General features: G+C 70.2%; 18 protein-coding genes and 1 other RNA gene. 7 read left to right on the top strand and 12 right to left on the bottom strand.

Going from position 1 to position 22,176, the window contains the following annotated elements; genetic code table 11:
- The 12 genes from murC to rsmI form a co-directional block, all read right to left on the bottom strand.
- Positions 1–1,440 carry a UDP-N-acetylmuramate--L-alanine ligase gene (gene murC / locus R5H19_RS02565; protein WP_318157403.1) on the bottom strand — a complete coding sequence of 480 codons (1,440 nt, stop codon included), beginning with the start codon at positions 1,438–1,440 and terminating at the stop codon, positions 1–3.
- Positions 1,437–2,510, bottom strand: coding sequence for an undecaprenyldiphospho-muramoylpentapeptide beta-N-acetylglucosaminyltransferase (gene murG, locus R5H19_RS02560; protein ID WP_318157402.1), 1,074 nt, complete (start codon positions 2,508–2,510; stop codon positions 1,437–1,439). The genes murC and murG overlap by 4 nt, the downstream gene beginning before the upstream one ends.
- Positions 2,507–3,748 (bottom strand): putative lipid II flippase FtsW, encoded by a 1,242-nt coding sequence (gene ftsW / locus R5H19_RS02555; protein WP_318157401.1) that lies wholly within the window; start codon positions 3,746–3,748, stop codon positions 2,507–2,509. The genes murG and ftsW overlap by 4 nt, the downstream gene beginning before the upstream one ends.
- On the bottom strand, positions 3,748–4,851 hold the full coding sequence (gene mraY / locus R5H19_RS02550) for a phospho-N-acetylmuramoyl-pentapeptide-transferase (RefSeq protein ID WP_318157400.1): 1,104 nt from the start codon (positions 4,849–4,851) through the stop codon (positions 3,748–3,750). Before mraY ends, ftsW begins: the two co-directional genes overlap by 1 nt.
- Positions 4,841–6,223 (bottom strand): UDP-N-acetylmuramoyl-tripeptide--D-alanyl-D-alanine ligase, encoded by a 1,383-nt coding sequence (murF, locus tag R5H19_RS02545; RefSeq protein WP_318157399.1) that lies wholly within the window; start codon positions 6,221–6,223, stop codon positions 4,841–4,843. The genes mraY and murF overlap by 11 nt, the downstream gene beginning before the upstream one ends.
- A complete protein-coding gene (locus R5H19_RS02540; RefSeq protein WP_318157397.1) occupies positions 6,220–7,728 on the bottom strand; it encodes a UDP-N-acetylmuramoyl-L-alanyl-D-glutamate--2,6-diaminopimelate ligase in 1,509 nt (502 codons plus the stop codon). Before R5H19_RS02540 ends, murF begins: the two co-directional genes overlap by 4 nt.
- Positions 7,725–9,539 (bottom strand): penicillin-binding protein 2, encoded by a 1,815-nt coding sequence (locus R5H19_RS02535; protein WP_318157396.1) that lies wholly within the window; start codon positions 9,537–9,539, stop codon positions 7,725–7,727. The genes R5H19_RS02540 and R5H19_RS02535 overlap by 4 nt, the downstream gene beginning before the upstream one ends.
- Positions 9,536–9,796: a cell division protein FtsL gene (gene ftsL / locus R5H19_RS02530; RefSeq protein WP_318158138.1), complete on the bottom strand. Its 261-nt coding sequence runs from the start codon at positions 9,794–9,796 to the stop codon at positions 9,536–9,538. Before ftsL ends, R5H19_RS02535 begins: the two co-directional genes overlap by 4 nt.
- Before the next feature lie 5 nt (positions 9,797–9,801).
- Entirely contained in the window at positions 9,802–10,728 is a 927-nt protein-coding gene (gene rsmH, locus R5H19_RS02525) for a 16S rRNA (cytosine(1402)-N(4))-methyltransferase RsmH (RefSeq protein ID WP_318157395.1), read from the bottom strand.
- Between the two features lie 42 nt (positions 10,729–10,770).
- Entirely contained in the window at positions 10,771–11,217 is a 447-nt protein-coding gene (gene mraZ / locus R5H19_RS02520) for a division/cell wall cluster transcriptional repressor MraZ (protein ID WP_318157394.1), read from the bottom strand.
- A gap of 314 nt (positions 11,218–11,531) precedes the next feature.
- An RNA gene (gene rnpB / locus R5H19_RS02515) (RNase P RNA component class A) lies at positions 11,532–11,894 on the bottom strand.
- Between the two features lie 82 nt (positions 11,895–11,976).
- Positions 11,977–12,801, bottom strand: a complete 825-nt coding sequence (gene rsmI / locus R5H19_RS02510) for a 16S rRNA (cytidine(1402)-2'-O)-methyltransferase (protein ID WP_318157393.1) — start codon at positions 12,799–12,801, stop codon at positions 11,977–11,979.
- A gap of 81 nt (positions 12,802–12,882) precedes the next feature.
- On the opposite strand from rsmI, the gene R5H19_RS02505 reads away from it, so the two are divergent.
- The 7 genes from R5H19_RS02505 (at position 12,883) to R5H19_RS02475 (ending at position 21,934) form a co-directional block, all read left to right on the top strand.
- A complete protein-coding gene (locus tag R5H19_RS02505; protein WP_318157392.1) occupies positions 12,883–14,799 on the top strand; it encodes a penicillin-binding protein activator in 1,917 nt (638 codons plus the stop codon).
- Positions 14,799–15,155 (top strand): YraN family protein, encoded by a 357-nt coding sequence (locus tag R5H19_RS02500; RefSeq protein WP_318157391.1) that lies wholly within the window; start codon positions 14,799–14,801, stop codon positions 15,153–15,155. Before R5H19_RS02505 ends, R5H19_RS02500 begins: the two co-directional genes overlap by 1 nt.
- A gap of 58 nt (positions 15,156–15,213) precedes the next feature.
- Entirely contained in the window at positions 15,214–16,587 is a 1,374-nt protein-coding gene (locus tag R5H19_RS02495; RefSeq protein WP_318157390.1) for an FAD-linked oxidase C-terminal domain-containing protein, read from the top strand.
- A 20-nt stretch (positions 16,588–16,607) separates the two neighbouring features.
- Positions 16,608–17,237: a uracil-DNA glycosylase family protein gene (locus R5H19_RS02490; RefSeq protein WP_318157389.1), complete on the top strand. Its 630-nt coding sequence runs from the start codon at positions 16,608–16,610 to the stop codon at positions 17,235–17,237.
- A 120-nt stretch (positions 17,238–17,357) separates the two neighbouring features.
- A complete protein-coding gene (locus R5H19_RS02485) occupies positions 17,358–18,617 on the top strand; it encodes a nucleoside permease (protein ID WP_318157388.1) in 1,260 nt (419 codons plus the stop codon).
- A gap of 82 nt (positions 18,618–18,699) precedes the next feature.
- Positions 18,700–20,823 (top strand): TonB-dependent receptor, encoded by a 2,124-nt coding sequence (locus R5H19_RS02480; protein WP_318157387.1) that lies wholly within the window; start codon positions 18,700–18,702, stop codon positions 20,821–20,823.
- A gap of 1 nt (position 20,824) precedes the next feature.
- Positions 20,825–21,934 (top strand): PepSY-associated TM helix domain-containing protein, encoded by a 1,110-nt coding sequence (locus tag R5H19_RS02475; protein ID WP_318157386.1) that lies wholly within the window; start codon positions 20,825–20,827, stop codon positions 21,932–21,934.
- The last annotated feature ends 242 nt before the right edge of the window (positions 21,935–22,176 follow it).

Here is a 22,176-nt window from a genome sequence, read left to right as displayed (position 1 = left end):
TCACTTGTGCGTCCTCAAGTTGCCGAGCTGGGCCAGCTCCACCGCCGCCGCGCCGATATCGCCGGCGCCGAGCAGCAGCAACAGGTCGCCGTCACGCAGCAGCGACGGCAGGGTTTCCTTCAGGTCGCGCGGATGCTCGACCAGCACCGGATCGACCTTGCCGCGCGCGCGCACCGCCCGCGCCAGCGCGCGGCCATCGGCGCCGGCGATCGGCGCCTCGCCGGCCGGGTAGACGTCGGTCAGCACCAGCACGTCGACCTCCGCCAGCACCTTGGCGAAGTCGTCGAGCAGGTCGCGGGTACGGCTGTAGCGGTGCGGCTGGAAACCGACCACCAGGCGGCGCCCGGGCCAACCGCCGCGGGCGGCGGCGAACACCGCGGCCAGCTCGCGCGGATGATGGCCGTAGTCGTCGACCAGCAGCACGCTGCCCTGGTCCAGCGCGATCTCGCCGCGGCGGTGGAAGCGCCGGCCGACGCCCTGGAAGTTCGCCAGCGCACGCGCCAGCGCCTCGGCTTCGACGCCGAGCTGCCAGCCGATTGCGGCCGCCGCCAGCGCGTTCAGCACGTTGTGCCGGCCCGGCAGGTTCAGCTTCACCGGCAGCGCCTCGTCCCGGCCCGGCAGCAGCAATTCGAAATGCATCTCGAAGCCGTGCTGGCTGACGTTGCGCGCGCGCACGTCGGCATCGATGGTGTCGATGCCATAGGTCATCACGCGGCGCGTGGTGGACTTCGCCAGCACGGCCACTTCAGGGTCGTCCACGCACAGCACGGCCAGGCCGTAGAACGGCAGCCGATGCAGGAAATCGGCGAACGCCTTCTTCACCTCGGCGAAATCGCCGTGGTAGTTCTCCAGATGGTCCGCGTCGATGTTGGTGACCGCGGCGATCACCGGCGACAGCAGCAGGAACGAGCCGTCGGATTCGTCGGCTTCGGCGACCAGGTACTGGCCGGTGCCGAGCCGTGCATTCGCGCCGGCCGCATTGAGCTGGCCGCCGATCACGAAAGTCGGGTCGTAGCCGGCCTCGGCCAGCACGCTGGCGGTGAGGCTGGTGGTGGTGGTCTTGCCGTGGGTACCGGCGATCGCCACGCCGCGACGGAAGCGCATCAGCTCGCCCAGCATTTCCGCGCGCGGGATCACCGGAATGCGCGCCTCGCGGGCGGCAACCAGTTCCGGGTTGTCCGGCCTGATCGCGCTGGAGGTCACCACCACGTCGGCGTGATCGATGTTTTCCACGGCATGGCCGACGTGCACCTCGATGCCCAGCTGACGCAGCCGCTGCGCGGTCGGCGAGTTGGCGCGGTCGGAGCCGGACACCGCGTAGCCGAGGTTGTGCAGCACCTCGGCGATGCCGCTCATGCCGACGCCACCGATGCCGATGAAGTGCACCCGGCGGAAGGTGCTCATCGGGTCTTCGTGCGCATGCAGTCGACGCGGCGTCATGCAGCCACCTCCAGGCAGGCGCGCGCGATGGCCTGCGCCGCGTCGGGCTTGGCCAGCGTGCGCGCGGCTTCGGCCATCGCCAGCAGGCGGCTGCGATCGCCCAGCAACGACTCCAGTCGCTGCGCCAGAATCTGTACGTCCAGTTCGCTCTCCTGCATCAGTTCGGCGGCTCCCGCCGCCATCAGTACTTCGCCGTTGCGGGTCTGGTGGTCGTCCACCGCATGCGGGAACGGCACCAGCACCGCACCCAGCCCGGCCGCGGCCAGCTCGGCCAGGGTCAGCGCACCGGCGCGGCAGACGGCCAAATCGGCCCAGCCATAGCTGCCGGCCATGTCGTCGATGAAAGCCACCACCTGCGCCTCGACGCCGGCCTTCGCATACGCCTCGCGCGCCTCGTCGAGACCACGGCTGCCGCACTGGTGCAGCACCTCGGGGCGCTGCGCCGGCGCCAATTGCGCCAACGCCTGCGGCAGCGCCAGGTTCAGCGCGCGGGCGCCGAGGCTGCCGCCGAGCACCAGCAGGCGCGGCTTGCCGTCGCGCCCGGCCATGCGCTCGGCCGGCGGCGGCAACGCCGCGATCGCCTCGCGCACCGGGTTGCCGACCCACTCGGCCCGCGGCAACGCGCCGGCGAAACCGGCCAGCACACGTCTGGCCAGCCCGGCCAGCCGGCGGTTGGTGAAGCCGGCCACGCGGTTCTGCTCGTGCACCAGCAGCGGCCGGCGCAACAGCCATGCGGCGAGGCCGCCTGGGCCGGCCACGTAGCCGCCCATCGACAGCACGCTGCGCGGGCGCACCCGGCGCAGCACCGCCAGCGAGGCGAACAGCGCGCGCAGCAGCATCAGCGGCGCCAGCAGGCGGGTCCTGATGCCCTTGCCGCGCAGGCCGCCGACCGCGACCGTGTGCAGCTCGATCCGCTGCGCCGGCACTACCTTCGTCTCCATCCCGCCGACCGCGCCCAGCCACACCACCGGCACGCCCTGCGCACGCAGGCGTTCGGCCACCGCCAGGCCGGGGAAGATGTGCCCGCCGGTACCGCCGGCCATGATCAGCACGGGTGCCTGCGCGTTCATGCGGTCACCGCCTCGCGCGGCTTCACCGCCACGTTCGCATCAGGCGCGGCCACCGCCGCCGGCATCCGCGTGGCCATCTGCCGCGCGTCCAGCGCGCGGTTGATCTCGAAGGTGGCGCGCAGCAGCACGCCGGCCATCGCGCAGGTCAGCACCATCGACGAGCCGCCGTAGCTGATCAGCGGCAAGGTCAGGCCCTTGGTCGGCAGTGCGCCCAGGTTCACGCCGACCGACACGAACGCCTGCATCGCCAGCATCAGCGAGACGCCGAACGCGACGTAGCCGGCGAAGCGCTGGCCCACCTCGACGCCCTTCAGCCCCAGGTACAGGCCGCGCCCCACTGCCAGGCCGAACAGGCCGATCACCAGCAGCACGCCGGCCAGACCCAGCTCCTCGCCGATCACCGCGAAGATGAAGTCGGTATGCGCCTCGGGCAGGTAGGACAGCTTCAGCACGCTGGAACCCAGGCCCACTCCGGTCCACTCGCCGCGGCCGATCGCCATCAGCGACTGGGTCAGCTGGAAGCCGTCGTTGAACGGGTCCTTCCACGGATCCATGAACGACGTCAGCCGCTTCATGCGGTAGCTCTCGCCGGTGGCCGCCACGTACAGCAGCGGCATCAGCGGCAAGCCCATCAGGAACAGGAAGATCGGCCGCGCGCCGCCCAGCCAGACCATCGCGATGGTCACCGCGATCACCAGCGTGGCCGAACCGAAGTCCGGCTGCGCCAGCAGCAGCAGCACGATCATGCCGGCCACCAGCAGCGGCTTGAACAGGCCGAGGAATTTCGTCTCCACGTTCTCGCGGTGGCGCACCAGGTAGCTGGCCACGTAGACCACCAGGATGAGTTTTACCGCCTCCACCGGCTGGAACGTGGTAACCAGCAGGTTCAGCCAGCGCCGCGCGCCGTTGATGCGCATGCCGAAGTGCGGCACGAACACCGCCAGCAGCATCAGGAAGGCCAGCGCCAGCAGCGGGAACGCGAACTTCTCCAGCAGCTTCAGCTCGGTGCGCATCGCCATGCCGGCCGCGAACAGGCCCAGGCCGAGGAACAGCAGGTGCCTCTTCAGGAAGTAGAACGCGCCGAGGTGCTGGCTGTCGGCCACCGCGATCGAGCTGGACGTCACCATCACCACGCCTACGCTGGCCAGCCCGACCAGCGCGACCAGCAGCCACAGGTCGAAGCTGCCGCGCGGTCCGCTGCGGCGTTTGGCCTGGGTGGTGGCGTCAAAGATCGGCATCAGCGCACCTTCAACGTGGCCAGACCGACCAGCACCAGCACCACGGAGATGATCCAGAAGCGCACGATCACCCGCGGCTCGGGCCAGCCCTTCAATTCGAAGTGGTGGTGGATCGGTGCCATGCGGAACACGCGCTTGCCGGTGAGCTTGAAGCTCGCCACCTGGATCATCACCGAGGCGGTTTCCATCACGAACACGCCGCCCATCACCAGCAGCACGACCTCCTGGCGCACGATCACCGCCACGCAGCCGAGCGCCGCGCCCATCGCCAGCGCGCCGACGTCGCCCATGAACACCTGCGCCGGATACGTGTTGAACCACAGGAAGCCGAGCCCCGCACCGGCCAGCGCGCCGGTGAAAATCGCCAGCTCGCCCGCACCGGGAATCGAGGGGATGCCCAGGTACTCGGAGAAAACCTTGTTGCCGGCGAGATACGCGAACACGCCGAGCGCACCGGAGACCAGCACGGTGGGCATGATCGCCAGGCCGTCGAGCCCGTCGGTGAGGTTCACCGCGTTGGAGAAACCCACGATCATGAAATAGGTCACCACCACGAAGAACAGCCCCAGCGGCAGCACCACGTGCTTGAACAACGGCACGTACAGCGCGGTCTCCGCCACCGGCAGGCCGGTGACGCCGGCGTGTGGCGCGCTGTAGTACAGGAACAGCGCCGCGCCGAGGCCGAACACCGACTGCCAGAAGTACTTCCAGCGGCTGGCCAGGCCGCGGCTGTCCCTCAGCACCAGCTTGCGGTAGTCGTCGTAGAAGCCGATCGCGCCGAAGCTCAGCAGCACCGCCAGCACCACCCACACGTAGCGGTTGTGCAGGTCGGCCCACAGCAAGGTGGCGACGGTCACCGAGAGCAGGATCATCACGCCGCCCATGGTCGGCGTGCCGGCCTTGACCAGGTGCGTCTGCGGGCCGTCGCTGCGCACTACCTGGCCGGCCTTCAGCGCGGCCAGCCGGTTGATCAGCCACGGCCCGCACAGCAGCGACATGGCCAGCGCGGTCAGCGCGGCCATGATGGTGCGGAAGGTGATGTACTGGAACAGGTGCAGCGCGGTGAAGTGCCGTGCCATCCAGTCGGCCAGTTCAAGCAGCATCGGAGGCACCCCCTTCATTCTTGTCCGCCGCGCCCGGATGACCGCCGAGCGCCGCCACCACCTGCTCCATGCCGGCCGAACGCGAGCCCTTCACCAGGCAGGTGACGCCGGCGTGCAGCTGTGCCTGCAGCGCCGCGATCAGCGCGGACTTGTCGTCGAAATGCATGCCGCCCGGGCCGAACGCCTCGACCGTGGCCGCGCCGAGCGGGCCGACCGCGAACAGCCGGTCGACCCCGCGCTCGCGCGCTCGCGTGCCGATACCGGCATGCAACGCACGCGCATCCGCGCCCAGTTCGGCCATGTCGCCCAGCACCAGCCAGCGCTCGCCGCCGGCCAGCAGCAGGGTGTCGATCGCCGCCGCCATCGAGCTGGGGTTCGCGTTGTAGCTGTCGTCGATCAGGGTCCAGCCGCCGGCCATCGTTTCACGGCGCAGCCGGCCGGCCACGCCGGACACCTGCTCCAGCCCGGCCACGATGGTGGCCAGCGGCACCTCGAGCGCCAGCGCCACCGCCGTCGCGGCCAGCGCGTTGGCGATGTTGTGGCGGCCGGGCAGCGGCAGCGCCACTTCGGCGTCGCCTTGCGGCGTGCTCAGCACGAAGCGCGAACCATCCACACGCTGCTCGATGACGTCGGCGCCGACGTCGGCTGGCTGGTCCAGGCCGAAGCGCAGCACCTTGCGCGCGCCGGCCAGCCCGGCAAAGAAGCTGGCGAACGCGTCGTCGGCGTTGATGATCGCGATGCCGTCGGCCGGCAAGGCCTGGTACAGCGCGCCCTTGGTCTCCGCCACGCCCTCGATGCTGCCCATGCGCTCAAGGTGCGCCGGCGCGATGAGCGTGATGAGGCCGATATCGGGCCGCGCGATGGCGGCGAGGTAGGCGATGTCGCCCGGCTTGCCCGCCCCCATCTCGAACACCGCGTACTCGGTGTCCGGCGGCATCGAGAGCACGCTCAGCGGCAGGCCCAGCTCGTTGTTGAAGTTGCCCGCGCTGACGTGGGTGCGGCCGTGGCGCGACAGGATCGAGGCGATCAGCGTCTTCGCCGTGGTCTTGCCGTTGGAGCCGGTGATGCCGACCACGCGCACGTTGCGCTGCGCGCGCACCGCGCTGGCCAGGTCGCCCAGCGCCAGCGCGGCGTCGTTCACCAGCACCTGCGACAGCGCGCTGTCGACCTTGCGCGTGACCAGTGCGGCGACCGCACCGCGTGCGGCGGCCTCGGCCAGGTAGTCGTGGCCGTCCGCGCGTTCGCCCTTGATCGCCACGAACAGGTCGCCGGGCTTGAGCCTGCGCGTGTCGATGGCGACGCCGGTGACCTCGACGTCGCCGTCGAGCAGGCGGCCATGGGTCCACACGGCGATGGCGCTCAGCGGCATCATGCGCGCGACTCCCGGCTGATCCGTTCCAGTGCGGCACGCGCCACCGCCAGGTCGTCGAACGGACGCTTGCCGGTGGCGCCGTCCTGGTAGGTCTCGTGGCCCTTGCCGGCAATCAGCACCGCATCGCCGGCGCGCGCCAGCTGCAGCGCGTCGGCGATCGCCACCGCGCGATCGCGCTCGACCGCCATCGCGCGCGCCGCCGCCATGCCGGCCACGATCTGCGCCACGATCGCGTCGCCGTCCTCGCCGCGCGGGTTGTCGTCGGTGACGATCGCCACGTCGGCCAGCCGCGCGGCGATCTCGCCCATCAACGGACGCTTGCCGGCGTCGCGCTCGCCGCCGCAGCCGAACACGCAGATCAGCCTGCCGGCGCAATGCGCGCGCACCGCGGTCAGCGCCTGTTCCAGCGCGTCCGGCGTGTGCGCGTAGTCGACCACCACCAGCGGCTGGCCATGCAGGCCGCCGAGCCGGCTCATTCGCCCGTTGACCGGCCGCAACTGCTCGACCACCTCGACGATGCGCGCGAACGGCTCGTCAAGCGCGCCAAGGCAGGCCACCACGGCCAGCAGGTTGGCCACGTTGAAGCGGCCGATCAGCTGGCTGCGCAGCGCCCGCGTGCCCCACGGCGTGCGCAGCAGGAACGCCAGCCCCTCGGCCGAGGTGGCGATCGCGCTGGCGGCGACTTCCGCCACGCCGTCGCCGGCCATGCTGAAGCGCAGGCGCTGTACGCCGTCGGGCAGCCGCCCGGCCAGTTCGCGGCCGAACGCGTCGTCCACGTTGATCGCCGCGCTGCGCAGGCCCGGCCAGGCGAACAGCTTCGCCTTCGCCGCGCCGTAGGCCTCCATGCTGCCGTGGTAATCCAGATGGTCGCGGGTGAGGTTGGTGAACGCCGCCACCTCGAAATCCACCGCCGCCACGCGGCCCTGCTCCAGTGCATGCGACGAGACTTCCATCGCCACGTGGCTGGCGCCGGCATCGCGGAACTCCGCCAGCAGACCCTGCACCGTCACCGCGTCGGGCGTGGTGCGCTCGCCTTCGTGCAGATCGCCGTGCACGCCGGCGCCGAGCGTGCCGATCGAGGCCGCGCGGTGGCCGAGCAGGGTCAGCGCCTGCGCCAGCAGCTGCACGCACGAGGTCTTGCCGTTGGTGCCGGTGACGCCGACCATGCGCAGCGATTCGCTGGGGCGCTCGTAGAAGCGCGCGGCGATCTCGCTGACCTGGTCGTGCAGGCCGTCGATCCACAGCACGGGAGCCTCCAGCGGCTCGACCTTGTCCGGCGCGGGCGCTTCGGCCAGCACCACCCGGGCACCGCGCTGCACGGCGCCGGCAGCAAACGTGATGCCATGGGCCTGGCTGCCGCGCAGGGCGAAGAACGCATCGCCGCGCTGCACGTGGCGCGAATCGAGGGTCAGGCCGGAGACCACGATGCGGCCGACGTCCGGCGCCGCGGCGATCGGCGCGTCGGCGATACCCAGCAGCAATTGGTCGAGGTGGCCGGTGCTCATGGCGTGTCCTCGTCGACCGGGGCGTCGTCGATCGGCGCATCGACCGGCGGCTTGCTGCCGACCAGGCCGTCGACGTTCTGCAACGGGCCACCGACATACCAGCGGCCGATGTTGTCCGGCGGCACGTCGAGCAGGCGCAGCGCGCCCTCCATCACCTTCGCGAACACCGGCCCGGACACGGTGCCGCCGTAGTAGCTGCCCCGCTGCGGGTTGTCGACCACCACCACTGCGGCCAGGCGCGGGTTCGACGCCGGCACGATGCCGGCGAATGCCGACGTGTAGTTGCTCTTGGCGTAGCCGCCGACGCTGGCCTTGTGCGCGGTGCCGGTCTTGCCGGCCACGCTGTAATTGGCGATGCGCGCCAACGTGCCGGTGCTGCCGGGTCCGGTCACTGTTTCCATCATGCGCAGCAACTGGCCCGCCACTTCCGGCGAGATGATCTGCTTGGAGATGGTGTCGCCGCCCTTGATGAAGCTCGGGCTGTGCATCACGCCACCATCGGCGATGGTGGCGTAGGCGTTGGCCAGCTGCAGCACGGTGACGTTGAGGCCGTAGCCGTAACCGAGGATGGCCTTCTCCAGCGGGCGCCAGCTGCGGCCGATGCGCAGCGAGCCGGCGGCCTCGCCGGGGAAGCCGCTCTCGGTGCTGTTGCCGAAGCCGAACGCGCGGTAGGTGTCGTACATCAGCGTGGTGTCGAGCGCCATCGCGATGCGCGCCGCGCCCACGTTGCTCGACTTGGTGATCACGCCGGTCGGCGTGAGCAGCCCGTAGTTGTGCGTGTCGTGGATGTCGTGACCCTGGAAGTACCAGTGCCCGCCGGTGGTATCGATGATCGGGCTGGTCGGCGTGTACTTGCCGCTGGACAGCGCCGCCGCCATCAGGATCGGCTTGATCGTGGAGCCCGGTTCGAGCACGTCGGTCATCGCCCGGTTGCGTCGCTGACCCGGCTTGCTGCCGCCGAGCGCGTTCGGGTTGTAGGTCGGCAGGTTGGCCATCGCCAGCACTTCGCCGGTCTTCACGTCGAGCACCACGATCGAGCCGGAGTCGGCCTGCGACTTCTCCAGCGCGTTCTTCAGCTCGCTGTAGGCGAGGAACTGGATGCGCCGGTCGATGCTGAGCGTGAGGTTCTGCCCCGGCTTGGGCGCGCGCACCTGCTCGATGTCCTCGACCACGTGACCCATGCGGTCGCGGATCACGCGCTTGGCACCGGGCTTGCCGGCCAGCCAGTCGTCGTAGGCCAGCTCCAGGCCTTCCTGGCCGCGGTCGTCGATGTTGGTGAAGCCGAGCACGTGCGCGGTCACTTCGCCGGACGGGTAGTAGCGCTTGAACTCGCGCTGGCCGTTGATGCCGGGAATGCCCAGGTCCAGCACGGCCTGCGCCGCAGCCGGTGCCATCTGCCGGCGCAGATAGACGAACTCACGGTCGGAACGCTGCGCCAGCTGCGCCTTCAGGCCGTCCGCATCCACGCCCAGCGCCTGCGCCAGCGCGGGAATGCGCTCGTCATTGTCCAGCACCTCGGACGGATTCGCCCAGATCGACATCATCGGGGTCGACACCGCCAGCGGCTCGCCGTTGCGGTCGAAGATGGTGCCGCGCGACACCGGGATCGGCATCTCGCGCAGGAAGCGCGCATCGCCCTGGCGCTGGTAGAACTGCTTGCGCACCACTTGCAGGTCGAATGCGCGCGCCACCAGTCCGACCGAGACCAGACCGAGCAGGCCGACCACCACCACCATGCGCCGACGCGCGCTGGGCCCGGCGCCACGGCGGCGGCCGGGCTGGGCGGGCGCGATGTGGTTGCGCCAGCTCATCGCAGCAACCGGATGTCTTGCGGGCGCGGCGCGACCATGCCCAGCTTCTGCCGGGCCTCGTCGTCGATGCGCCGCGGTTCGGCGTAGGTGGCCTGCTCCAGTTCGAGCTTGCCGTATTCGATGTTCAGCTCGTCGCGCTGGTTCTGCAGTGCGGTCAGCTTGACGAACAGCACGCGGCTCTCGTGGCGCGTCCACACCACGCCGAGCGCGCTGGCCAGCACCGCCACCAGCAGCATCAACAGGCACAGGGCGCCGATCGCCTTCATGACAGCTTCTCCGCCACGCGCAGCACCGCCGAACGCGAACGCGGGTTCGCCGCCTGCTCGGCGTCGGACGGGAACTGCGCCTTGCCGACTGCCGCCAACCGCGCCGGCGCGGCCTGCACCGGTGGCCCGCGGCGGCTGTTCTGCACGCGACCGGAGTGGTCGCGGATGAACAGCTTCACCGCGCGGTCTTCCAGCGAATGGAAGCTGATCACCGCCAGCCGGCCGCCGGGCTTGAGCCGCTCCAGCGCTGCATCGAGCCCGCGCTGCAGCGCATCCAGTTCGCCGTTCACGCGGATGCGCAGCGCCTGGAAGCTGCGTGTGGCCGGGTGTTTGCCCGGCTCGCGCCGCCCGACCACGCGTTCGATCAGCGCGGCCAGCTGGCCGGTGCGGACGAACGGCGTGGCATCGCGGTCGGCCACGATGGCGCGGGCGATGCGCCGGCTGTGGCGCTCCTCGCCGTAGTGCCACAGCACGTCGGCGATCTCGCGCTCGTCGGCATGGGCGAGGAAATCCGCGGCGCTCTCGCCCTGGCTGGGGTCCATGCGCATGTCCAGCGGCGCATCGGCCATGAAGCTGAAGCCGCGCGCGGCTTCGTCCAGCTGCGGCGAGGACACGCCGAGGTCGAGCAGCACGCCGTCGAGACCGGCGGCGGTCTCGCCCCACTCGGCCAAGCTGGAGAAGTTCGCGTGACGGATGGACACGCGCGGGTCGCCGGCGAATTCGGCGCGGGCGGCGGCGATCGCGGCGGGGTCGCGGTCCATCAGCAGCAGGCGGCCGTCGGGGCCGAGGCGCGACAACACCGCGCGGGCGTGTCCGCCGCGACCGAAGGTCCCATCGAGATAACGCCCGCCTGCCTGCACGGCGAGTCCCTCCACTGCTTCACCCAGCATCACCGGGATGTGCCGCAACTGCTGCTCGGCCATGCCGCACTCCCGCTCCCGTCCCACGTGTATCGCCGCGCCCGCTTACAGGCGCAGTTCGGCCATTTCGTCAGTGATGTCGTCTTCGCCGATGGTCTGGCGGATCTTGGCCAGGTGGGCCTGTTCGCTCCACAGCTCGAACTTGTTGCCCATGCCCAGCAGCACCGCCCTCTTCTCGATGCCCGTGGTGGCACGCTGGCTCGCCGGCAGCAGGATGCGTGCCGCGCCATCGGGCTCGACCACAGCCGCCGCGCCGACCAGCTTCATCTGCATGTCGCGATGGGCCATCTTGACCTTGGACATCCCGTTCACCTGGTCACGCACCTTTTCCCACTCCGCATGCGGAAACAGCCACAGGCAGCCCGGCTCGAACGGGTTGTAGGTGACCACCAGACGATTGGCGCACTCGCCCGCCACCTGCTCCCGATAGGCGGTCGGGATGGTCAGGCGACCTTTGTCGTCGATGGTGATGGCGGTTTCGCCCTGGAACACGGCCAATAGACTCCACGAAAACCCACGATTTCACACTGGAGCCCACGATAATCTCGCCTCGTGAGACTGTCAAGGGAATTTCGCTTGTGAATCAAGGAGTAAAGGCAGAATGCTGACCATACATCCAGCATATTCTGAGGAACACCGGCAAGGTGTTTGAAAGCAGGGATTTTTTTATAAATCCCGATAGCCTCGATTTGGACCGAACCGAAACGGATCGGCACCTCTCGGGCCAAGTCGCAGATGAATCGACATTCACCCACGTGACCGCCCCGGCGCGGACGCTGCCGCGCCGGGGTGGAACGTGTCGAAGGAGGTGGAGTCGGCCTGTAAGCCGGGTTCTGTACGCCTCGCGGCGCGACAGTCATTCCTCTCGGCCAGGCGTCGCCACCTGGCTCCAGCAACCTACCCGGGGACGACGCGGGCCGCGCCAATGTCCCCCTATTTGGTCTTGCTCCGAGTGGGGTTTACCGTGCCGTACGGCGTTGGCCCCGTACGCGGTGCGCTCTTGCCGCACCCTTTCACCCTTGCCTGATCCCCGAAGGGCCATCGGCGGTCTGCTCTCTGTTGCACTGGCCGTCAGCTCGCGCTGCCCAGGCGTTACCTGGCACTCTGCCCTGTGGAGCCCGGACTTTCCTCGACGCGCTCGCGCGCGACGCGACTGTCCGGCCGACTCCACCCGCAAGTCTAGTAGGAGCGCACCCTGCGCGCGATGCTTTTCGTCACGTTACGCAAGAGCATCGCGCACAGGGTGCGCTCCTACCCTTCGTACAAGGTCTTGCGCGGCGCGCCACTGATCGCCGCCGCCAGCTTCGCCGCCTTCGCCGGCGGCAGTTCCTCGCGCAGGATGGCGAACACGCGCCGGCCCTCGGCCAGCTTCGCATCGGCTTCCTCGCCGCGGCCGGCGACCAGGATCACGCACTCGCCGCGCTGCTGGTCGGGGTCGCTCGCCACGCGTTCGGCCAATGCCGCCAGCGGCTCGCCGAGCACCGTCTCGAACAGCTTGGTGAGTTCGCGCGCCAGCACCGCCTCGCGCCCGGCGCCGAACACGTCGCGCATGTCGGCCAGACTCTCGACGATCCGGTGCGACGACTCGTAGAAGATGAGCGTGCGCGCGTCGCTCGCCAGCTCCTGCAGCCGGCTGCGCCGCGCCGCCGCCTTCGGCGGCAGGAAACCCTCGAACACGAAGCGGTCGCTGGGCAGGCCGGCCACCGACAGCGCCGCGATCGCCGCACAGGCGCCCGGCACCGGGATGCAGCGGATGCCGGCGGCACGCGCGGCGCGCACCAGCCGGAAGCCCGGGTCGCTGATCAGCGGCGTGCCTGCATCGGAGATCAGCGCCACCGCCTCGCCCCCCAGCAGCCGGCGCACGATCGCCTCCACCGCGTCGCGTTCGTTGTGTTCGTGCAGCGCGAGCAGCGGCGTGTCGATCTTGTGATGCAGCAGCAGCGGCCGGCTGTGGCGAGTGTCCTCGGCGGCGATCACCGACACCGCGCGCAAGGTTCCGATCGCGCGCGCGGACAGGTCGTCGCGGTGGCCGATCGGCGTGGCGACCACCCACAGGCAGCCTAATGGTGCTGACATTTGCAAACTCCTGCGCCGTAAGCCGGCAAGTCGATCCGCTATGATCGCGCATTGACGACCCTGACGAACAAGGGATTTCCCATGCGCTTCATGCGCCTCCCGCGCATCGCCGCGATCACTCTGCTGCTTTCTCTGCTGCTGGCCGCCTGCGTACCGGCGAACACGCCACGCTCGCCGGCCGAAATCGCCGCTGCACAAAACGCCGAGGCGCTGTCCCGGCAGGGCCAGTTCGACCAGGCCGCCCAGGCCTGGCTGGCGCTCGCCGCGCAATCGCGCGGTCACGCCGACAGCTACCGCCTGCTGGCCGCCGAGGCGTGGCGCGAGGAAGGCCAGCTGGGACGTGCCGCCCCGGTACTGGCCGGCATCAAGCGCCAACACCTGAGCGGGGACGAGCCGCTGCGCTTCGACCTGCTGCTGGCCGAACTGGCGCTCGACCGGCACGACGCCGCTACCGCGCTGCGGCTCACCACCCAGCCGAACGCCGCCGTGCCGCCTGCGCTGCAACTGCGTCTGCTGGAATGGCGGGCCCGTGCGATGGCCGCCAGCGGCGACCGCTGGGGCGCCGCGCGCACCCGCGTGCAGATGGACCGCCAGCTGAGCGGCTACGACCACAGTCAGAACCGCCAGCAGATCCTCGACCTGCTCGGCCAGGTCGGTGTCGACTCGCTCAAGCAGCGCGCGGCCGCGATGCAGCGCGGCGACCGCATGCTGCCGTGGGTGAACGAGGCGCTGAGCCAGCTCGGCGTGACCGTGGCGCAGCCGCCGCCGGACCTGCAGCAGCCGGTCGGCACCCTGCTGCCCGGCGCCGACGCCAACGTGCGCGAAGGCTACAAGGTGCCCAGCCAGGTCGCCCTGCTGCTGCCCAACGACGGCAGTTACGCGGCGGCCAGCACGGCCATCCGCGAAGGCTTCTTCGCGGCCTACCTCGACGCCGGCCGCAACCACGCACCGCGCCCATCAGTGCGCGTCTACGACAGCCAGGGCACCGCCGACGGCGCGGTCAAGGCGTACCAGCAGGCGGTCGGCGACGGCGCCCGGCTGGTGGTCGGCCCGTTGACCCGCGGTGAAGTCGCCGCCGTGTTCAGCCAGGCGCAACTGCCGGTGCCGGTGCTGGCGCTGAACCATCCCGACGACAAGCAACTGCCCGCCGGCGACGCCAGCGAATTCGGCCTGCTGCCGGAAACCGAGGGCGCCCAGGCCGCCGACCGCATGGTCGAGCGTGGCCTGCGCCGGGTCTATGTGCTGGTCTCCACCGACGACTTCGCGCAGCGCGCGGCCGACGCCTTCAAGGCCGAACTGGCGGCGCGCGGCGGCGAACTGGCCGGCATGATCACCCTGCCGCCGGGCGTCACCAGCTACGCCAGCCTCATCGCCGGACTGAAGTTTCCCGCCGCGCCGGCCGTTGCCGCCCCCGCTGCCGGCGGCAGCGCCGCCGTGGCCGAAGGCGCCGCGACGGGCGACGCCGGCATCTTCATCAGCATGCGCCCGGAGCAGGCGCGCCTGCTGATGCCGCAGTTGCGCATCGCACAGGTGAACCTGCCGGTGTTCGCCACCTCGCACGTCTACGAAGGCAGCGACGACGTCGCCGCGAACCGCGACCTGGACGGCGTGGAGTTCTGCGATGCGCCGTGGCTGTTCGACGCCCAGCCGGGCCTGCCGAGCCGCGACGGCATCGCCGCACGCCTGCCGGCGGCCCGCGGCGGTGCGGCGCGGCTGTTCGCGTTCGGCATGGACGCATGGAACCTGGTGCCCTACCTGGAATGGCTGCGCGCCCACCCGGGCAGCTACGTGCCCGGCGCCAGCGGCCAGCTTGCCGCCGACCAGTTCGGGCGGGTGCGCCGCGTGCTGATCTGGGCGCAGTTCCAGAACGGCCTGGCCCGCCCGCTGGGCGGCAGCCTGCAGCTGGACGACGTGCCCTCGAACACGCCGCCGACCACGCCCGGGACTGCGCCGACCGGCACCGCGTCGGGCGGACTCTTCCAGCCTGCGGCGAATTGATGCGCACCGCCGGCGACGACTTCGAGCAGCGCGCCTGCACCGAACTGCAACGCGCCGGCCTGAAACTGCTGGCGCGCAACTACAGCACCCGCCATGGCGAGCTGGACCTGGTGATGGGCGACGGCGACAGCGTGGTGTTCGTCGAAGTGCGCTACCGCAGGAGCGCCAGCCACGGCGACGCCGCCGCCTCGGTCACCGCGGCCAAGCAGGCGAAACTGATCCTCGCCGCGCAGCACTGGCTGGCCGCGCATCCGCAACACGCGCGACGCAGCTGTCGCTTCGACGTGGTCAGCTACGACGGCCCACCCGACGCGATCCGCTGCGCATGGCTGCGCGGCGCGTTCGAGGCCGGCTGATGCGGCCCGGCTGATCTGGCGCTGCAACTTCTTCCCGTGAGTGGATTACGCTTCGCCGATGCCCCTGCCCGACGCACTGCTCGCCCGCCTGCGCGAGATCTTCCCCGGCGACGCACTCGTCACCGACGAGGCCGAGCGTCGCGCGTTCGCGCGCGACAACTCCCGCCACGAACAGCTGCCCGCGGCGGTAGCGTTCCCCACCACGCATGAACAAGTGGAAGCGCTGGTGCGCGCCTGCCGCGAGCACGCGGTGCCGATCACCGCACGCGGCGGCGGTACCAGTTCCACCGGCGCCGCGGTGCCGGCGGCGGGCGGCGTGGTGGCGTGTTTCGCGCGGATGAACCGCATCCTGCGCATCGCACCCGGCGATCGCCTCGCGGTGGTCGAGCCCGGCGTGACCAACGAAATGCTGCAACAGGCGCTGGCCCCGCACGGCTTCTTCTGGGCGCCCGACCCGGGCTCGGCAGCGTGGTGCGCAGTGGGCGGCAACCTCGCCTGCAACGCCGGCGGGCCGCGCGCGGTGAAGTACGGCGCCACCCGCGACAACGTGCTCGGCCTGCGCGCCGTGGCCGGCACCGGCGCGGGCTTCCGCGCCGGTACGCACACCACCAAGGATTCGACCGGCTACGACCTCACCCGCCTGCTGATCGGCTCGGAGGGCACGCTGGCGCTGATCACCGAAGCCACGCTCAAGCTCACGCCCCGGCCTGGCGCGGTACGCACGCTGCGCGCCAGCTATGCCGACACGGGCGCGGCAGCGCAGGCGGTGGCGCGGATCATGGCGCAGCCGGTGACGCCCTCGGCGCTGGAGTTCATGGACGCGCTGGCGCTGAAACTGGCGCGCGACTTCCACCCCGAAGCCGGCGTGCCCGAAGCCGGCGCGCTGCTGATGATCGAAGTGGACGGCGAACCGGAAACGCTGGACGTCGCGGCAGCGGCGGTGGCGCGCGCGGCACGCGGCGCCGGTCTGGTGGAACTCGCGGTGGCCACCGACGCGCAGGAAACCGCCGCGCTGTGGGCGGCGCGCAAGGCGCTCTCGCTGGCGCAGCGCGCGGTGACGCAACACAAGATCAACGAGGACGTGGTGGTGCCGGTCTCGCGCCTGCCCGCACTGGTGGACGGCGTACGCGTCCTGGCGGACAGGCACGCCGTGCCGATCGTGAGTTTCGGCCATGCCGGCAACGGCAACCTGCACGTGAACCTGCTGCCGCGCGACGTGGACGAGATCGAGCGCGCCTACGCGGCGCTGCCCGAGCTGTTCGCGCTGGTGCTGGCGCTGGGCGGCACGCTGTCGGGCGAACACGGCATCGGCCTGGTCAAGCGCGACTACCTGCCGCTGGCCCTTGGCGCGGAAACCGTCACGCTGATGCGCGCGGTGAAGGCGGCGTTCGACCCGGACGGCATCCTGAATCCGGGCAAGTTGCTGCCTTGAACAGGAGTCGGGATCCGCTCATGGGAAATCGGAAAGGTGCAGGAGCCACGCGGGCATCGCGGGCGGTGGACCAGTTGCTGAGCGAAATCCGCGCCTGCCGCCTGTGCGAGAAGCACCTGCCGCTGGGGCCGCGACCGGTGCTGCAGGCGTCGGCGACGTCGCGGCTGCTGATCGTCAGCCAGGCACCGGGGCGCAAGGTGCACGAGACCGGCATTCCGTTCAACGACCCCAGCGGCGACCGCCTGCGCGACTGGCTGGGGATCGACAAGCCCACCTTCTACGACGCCGGCCGCGTGGCGATCGTGCCGATGGGTTTCTGCTTTCCCGGTACCGGCAAGGGCGGTGACCTGCCGCCGCGGCCCGAATGCGCCCCGGCCTGGCACCCGCGCCTGCTGCCGCTGCTGAAGCAGGTGCAACTGACCCTGGTGATCGGCCAGTACGCGCAGGCCGGCCTGCTCGGCGTGGCGCGCGGCACGCGCCTCACCGACACCGTGCAGGCCTGGCGCGACCATCTCGCCCACGGCCGCCTGCCGCTGCCGCACCCCAGCCCGCGCAACCGGCTGTGGCTCAAGCGCAACCCGTGGTTCGAGACCGAACTGCTGCCGATGCTGCGCGAACGCGTGGCCGCGGCGCTGCACGCAGCCGACTGAGCGCACGCCGCGGCGCGCCTTGCCGCCCGCCCGCCGATTCATCTAACCTGCCCGGGCTTCATGGCCACGGGGCTTTCCCTCGGCCTTTCCCGGGGAACCCGATATGCCGGATACCGCTCGATGAGCATCAAGCTCCGCCTCGTGGCAATGAATTTTCTGCAGTTTTTCGTCTGGGGCGCGTGGCTGATCACCATCGGCGCGTACTGGTTCCAATACCGGCACTGGTCCGGCGCACAGTTCGGCGCGATCTTCTCGACCATGGGCATTGCCTCGCTGTTCATGCCCTCGCTGATGGGCGTGATCGCCGACAAGTGGCTCAACGCGGAGAAGCTCTACGGCCTGCTGCACATCGGTGGCGCGATCGTGCTGTTCATCGTGCCCTCGATCGACAACCCGAACACGCTGTTCTGGGTGATGCTGCTCAACATGATGTGCTACATGCCGACGATCTCGCTGGCGATCGCGGTGGCCTACAACGCGCTGAAGACCGACGGCGCGGACGTGGTGCTGGTGTTCCCGCCGATCCGCGTGTGGGGCACGGTGGGTTTCATCGCCGCGATGTGGACGGTGAGCCTGCTGCACCTGGAAACCTCCGGCGGCCAGTTCTATGTCGCCTCCGGCGCGGCGCTGCTGCTTGGCCTGTACGCGTTCACCCTGCCGAAGTGCCCGCCACGCCTGCGCGGCCAGGCGCACACCTCGTGGCTGGACACGCTGGGGCTGACCTCGTTCGCGCTGTTCAGGAACAGCAAGATGGCGATCTTCTTCATCTTCGCGATGCTGCTGGGCGCGGCGCTGCAGCTGACCAACGCCTACGGCGACACCTTCCTGCACGACTTCGCCAAGGTCGACGCGTACAAGGGCATGCTGGCCGTGCGTTACCCGGCGATCATCATGTCGATCTCGCAGGTTTCCGAAACGCTGTTCATCCTGGCCATCCCGTTCTTCTTCAAGCGCTTCGGCATCAAGACGGTAATGCTGATCAGCATGGTCGCCTGGGTGTTGCGCTTCGGCCTGTTCGCCTACGGCGACCCGGGCCCGGGGCTGTGGATGATCGTGCTGTCGTGCATCGTCTACGGCATGGCGTTCGACTTCTTCAACATCTCCGGTTCGCTGTTCGTCGAAGAGCAGAGCGACCCGGCGATCCGCGCCAGCGCACAGGGCCTGTTCATGCTGATGACCAACGGCATCGGCGCGATCCTCGGCAGTTCGATCAGCGGCGTGATCATCGACGCCTGGTTCACCCACGCCGACGGCAGCAAGGACTGGCACGGCATCTGGATCAGCTTTGCGGCCTACTCGCTGGTAGTGGCGGTGCTGTTCGCGGTGCTGTTCCGGCACAAGCACGTGCGCGGCGCGATGACGGTGCCGCTGCACGCGTGAGCTGCGGCAATCCGGCCGGGCGGCAGGATTGTTATTGCGAATCATTTTCATCTAACATGCGCCTCCTCAAACAGGAGGCCCCATGTCGTTCCACGCCCGCCCGCTCGTTCTCGCCGTTGCGCTCGCCCTCGGCGGCGTCGCCCATGCCGCCGACCAGAAGGATGCTGTCGCCCTCGGCCGCATCGAGGTTTCCGAAAGCACCCTGCGCATGCCGCAGAGCCAGGGCGCGCTGCCGACCACGATCACCGTGATCACCGCCGAGGACCTGCGCCAGCAGCTGGCGATCAACCCGGACCTCTCCGACGCCATCGGCAACCTGCTGCCCTCGTTCGCGCCCTCGACGCAGAAGCTCAGCTCGCGCGGGCAGACCCTGCGCGGGCGCAACCCGCTGTACATGATCGACGGCGTGCCGCAATCCAGCCCGCTGCGCAACGGCTCGCGCGACGCCTACACGATCGACCCGGCGATGATCGAGCGCATCGAGATCGTCGAAGGCTCCAACGCGATGCAGGGCCTCGGCGCCGCCGGCGGCATCATCAACATCATCACCAGGCAGGCGCCGAAGCAGGACGGCGTGCGCCAGGAAGTCAGCGCCAATGCCAGCGCACCGACCCGCGGCAGCGACGGTCCGGGCTACGGCGCCTCCTACCTGCTCGCCGCGCGAAGCGGCGCGTTCGACCTGGTCGCCGGCATCGCGGGACGTGCGCGCGGCATGTACTCCGACGCGAAAGGCCGCTTGATCGGCGTCGACGGTACCCAGGGCGACCTGATGGATTCACGCAGCACCGACGGCTTTCTCAAGCTCGGCTACGACTTCGCCGGCGCGCGCCATCTGCGGCTCACCGTCAACCGCTTCGACCTGCAAGGCAACGGCGACTACACCGCGGTCAGCGGCAATCGCGCCAGCGACCTGCCGACCACCTCGGTGCGCGGCAAGCAGCCCGGCGACGCGCCGCGCAACCGCGTGCTGACCAGCAGCCTCGACTACCGCGACCCGCAACTGGCCGGCGGCGAACTGCGCGCGCAGCTGTACCACCAGAAGAACCGCGAGCTGTTCGGCGGCGGCACCTTCGGCACCTTCCAGGATCCCGCCTACGGCGCGGGCCTGCTGTTCGACCAGTCGCAGAACGTGTCGACCAAGGACGGCGCGCGATTGTCGTGGGCGCGGCACGGCCTGCTCGACGACACGCTCACCGTGCTGGCCGGCGCCGACGGCTACCGCGACCGCACTTTCCAGGAGCTGACCCACACCGGCCGCCACTGGGTACCGGACAGCACCTACACCGGCTGGGCACCGTTCCTGCAGGCCGAGTACTGGCCGCTGCAGTCGCTGTCGCTGTCCGGCGGCCTGCGCCGCGAGCACGGCACGCTGGAGGTGCCGACCTTCCGCACCCTGGCCGCCTACAACGGCGTCACCGTGCAGGGCGGCTCGCCCAGCTTCAGCAAGACCCTGCCGAACCTGGGCGCGGTCTGGTACCTCGGTGACCGGCTCAACCTGTTCGCCAGCTACGCCGAGGGCTACACCCTGCCGGACGTGGGCCGCGTGCTGCGTGCGATCAACCGGCCCGGCCAGAGCGTGGCCGACTTCCTCGACCTGAAGCCGGTGGTCTCGGACAACCGCGAGGCGGGCGCCGAGTACGCCGGCGAGCGCGTCGGCGCGCGGGTGAGCTACTACGTCTCGCGCTCGCGGCTGGGTTCGGTGCTGGTGTTCGACGCGCCCAACCAGGTCTACAACGTGATGCGCCAGCGCGTGGCGATCAGCGGCTGGGAAGCGCGCGCGCACTGGCAGCCGCTGGAGGGCAGCCGCCTCGACGCCTCCTTCGCGATCAACCGCGGCCGTTCCGACCGCAACGGCGACGGCAAGCTCGACTCCGATCTCGACGGCGCCAACATCGCGCCGAACCGGCTCAACCTGTCGTGGACGCAGCGCTGGAACGACGCCTGGTCGAGCTACCTGCAGCTTAGCCGCCTGTACAGCCGCGACTTCGCCACCCTGGGGCGGCGCACGGCGCACTTCGACGGCTACGCCACCGCCGATGCCTACGTGAAATGGCACGGCGGCCGCGCCGGCGACTGGACCCTGGGCGTGCAGAACCTCGCCAACGAGCAGTACATCAACTACGTCTCGCAGACCGTCGGCGACAACGACTCGTACTTCGCCGGCCGCGGCCGCGTGGTCTCGCTGACCTGGCAGCAGGCCTTCTGAGATGGCGGTATCCACGACCGCGACCGGCGCGACCGCCCGCCGCACCGGCGCCATGCGGCACTGGCTCAAGCGCCTGCACCTGTGGGTCGGCCTCAGCGTGGGGCTGGCCTACGCCCTGATCGCGCTCAGCGGCAGCGTGCTGGTGCTGCAAGGTCCGCTGCTGCGCCTGATGCATCCGTCATTGGCCGCCCATGCGCTGCCCGACGCTACCGCGCGCGCGGCGGTGCTGGCGCGCCTCGCGCGCGAATGGTCGCCCGAGGGGCTGCGCAGCGCCGACCTGCCGACCGCCGAGCTGCCGGTATGGCAGCTGTACTTTCCCGGCGGCACGCGACGTTATCTCGATCCGTCCGATGGCAGCCTGCTGCTGACCCGCACGCCCGGCAGCGACCCGCTGCTGACCCTGCGCGAATGGCACACCCACCTGCTGGCCGGGAAAACCGGCGAGGCCGTGCTGGGCGTACTCGGCTGGCTCACGCTGGGACTGCTGCTTTCCGGCGTGTGGCTGTGGTGGCCGGGCCGACGCAACCTGCGCAACAGCCTGCGTATCCACGCACAGCCGCCGGCGCGGCGTTGGTTCAGCTGGCACCGCAGCATGGGCGTGCTCAGCCTGCCGTTGCTGCTGCTGGTGACCTTGACCGGCACGCTGATGGTCTACGGCGCCGGCGCCCGGCACGCCCTGCAGGTACTGTTCGCGGATGCGCCGGCGCCGACGCCGGACCGCATCGCGCCGCGCCCGCAGCCGATCGACTGGGCGGCGGTGCTCGGCGCCGCGCAACGTGCGCTGCCGGGCGCCGAACTGCGTCGCATCGCACTGCCTTCGCTCGACGACGGGCGGGTGGTGATCCGTGCGCGGGCACCGGGCGAATGGCATCCGGTCGGGCGCAGCCAAGTATGGATCGACCCTCGCGGCGCCCAGGTGCTGGGCGCCGTCGACGCCACCTCCGAGGGTACCGGCACGCGCGTCAGCAACGCGATCTATCCGCTGCACGCCGGCAGCGTGGGCGGCTTGGCCGGAAAACTGCTGGTGCTGTTGAGCGGCCTGCTGCCGCCGTTCTTCCTGGTGACCGGATTCCTGTCCTGGCGGGCACGCCAACGGCGCAGGCACCCCTGAGCGCAGCGCCCGCCGATCCGTTCACCAAGCCACGGCAATGTCCCCGCATATACCGGCGCCGTACCGGGCGAGGCCCGGTGCCGGCACGTCGTATTTTCTTTCGGCGCGGAACCCTTTTGCGTACGGCTTTGCTTTCGATTTGTGCAATGGCTAGGATGCCCATATCGCAAGAAATTACGGTTTTGAACACGATTTTTTAACGCGGAGCCCGGATGGCACCACAGGCGCCCGTGGCACATCAG

This window comes from Rhodanobacter sp. KK11, from assembly GCF_033345435.1.
Lineage (GTDB): Bacteria > Pseudomonadota > Gammaproteobacteria > Xanthomonadales > Rhodanobacteraceae > Rhodanobacter.
The sequence above is the reverse complement of the archived record's forward strand: the minus strand, read 5'-3'. Positions and strand labels throughout refer to the sequence as shown.

What these genes read in the sequence shown, in the direction of transcription:
- murC (WP_318157403.1), bottom strand. Translation starts at nt 1,440, where the DNA reads ATGACGCCGCGTCGACTGCATGCGCACGAAGACCCGATGAGCACCTTC.
- murG (WP_318157402.1), bottom strand. Translation starts at nt 2,510, where the DNA reads ATGAACGCGCAGGCACCCGTGCTGATCATGGCCGGCGGTACCGGCGGG.
- ftsW (WP_318157401.1), bottom strand. Translation starts at nt 3,748, where the DNA reads ATGCCGATCTTTGACGCCACCACCCAGGCCAAACGCCGCAGCGGACCG.
- mraY (WP_318157400.1), bottom strand. Translation starts at nt 4,851, where the DNA reads ATGCTGCTTGAACTGGCCGACTGGATGGCACGGCACTTCACCGCGCTG.
- murF (WP_318157399.1), bottom strand. Translation starts at nt 6,223, where the DNA reads ATGATGCCGCTGAGCGCCATCGCCGTGTGGACCCATGGCCGCCTGCTC.
- R5H19_RS02540 (WP_318157397.1), bottom strand. Translation starts at nt 7,728, where the DNA reads ATGAGCACCGGCCACCTCGACCAATTGCTGCTGGGTATCGCCGACGCG.
- R5H19_RS02535 (WP_318157396.1), bottom strand. Translation starts at nt 9,539, where the DNA reads ATGAGCTGGCGCAACCACATCGCGCCCGCCCAGCCCGGCCGCCGCCGT.
- rsmH (WP_318157395.1), bottom strand. Translation starts at nt 10,728, where the DNA reads ATGGCCGAGCAGCAGTTGCGGCACATCCCGGTGATGCTGGGTGAAGCA.
- rsmI (WP_318157393.1), bottom strand. Translation starts at nt 12,801, where the DNA reads ATGTCAGCACCATTAGGCTGCCTGTGGGTGGTCGCCACGCCGATCGGC.
- R5H19_RS02505 (WP_318157392.1), top strand. Translation starts at nt 12,883, where the DNA reads ATGCGCTTCATGCGCCTCCCGCGCATCGCCGCGATCACTCTGCTGCTT.
- R5H19_RS02500 (WP_318157391.1), top strand. Translation starts at nt 14,799, where the DNA reads ATGCGCACCGCCGGCGACGACTTCGAGCAGCGCGCCTGCACCGAACTG.
- R5H19_RS02495 (WP_318157390.1), top strand. Translation starts at nt 15,214, where the DNA reads ATGCCCCTGCCCGACGCACTGCTCGCCCGCCTGCGCGAGATCTTCCCC.
- R5H19_RS02490 (WP_318157389.1), top strand. Translation starts at nt 16,608, where the DNA reads ATGGGAAATCGGAAAGGTGCAGGAGCCACGCGGGCATCGCGGGCGGTG.
- R5H19_RS02485 (WP_318157388.1), top strand. Translation starts at nt 17,358, where the DNA reads ATGAGCATCAAGCTCCGCCTCGTGGCAATGAATTTTCTGCAGTTTTTC.
- R5H19_RS02480 (WP_318157387.1), top strand. Translation starts at nt 18,700, where the DNA reads ATGTCGTTCCACGCCCGCCCGCTCGTTCTCGCCGTTGCGCTCGCCCTC.
- R5H19_RS02475 (WP_318157386.1), top strand. Translation starts at nt 20,825, where the DNA reads ATGGCGGTATCCACGACCGCGACCGGCGCGACCGCCCGCCGCACCGGC.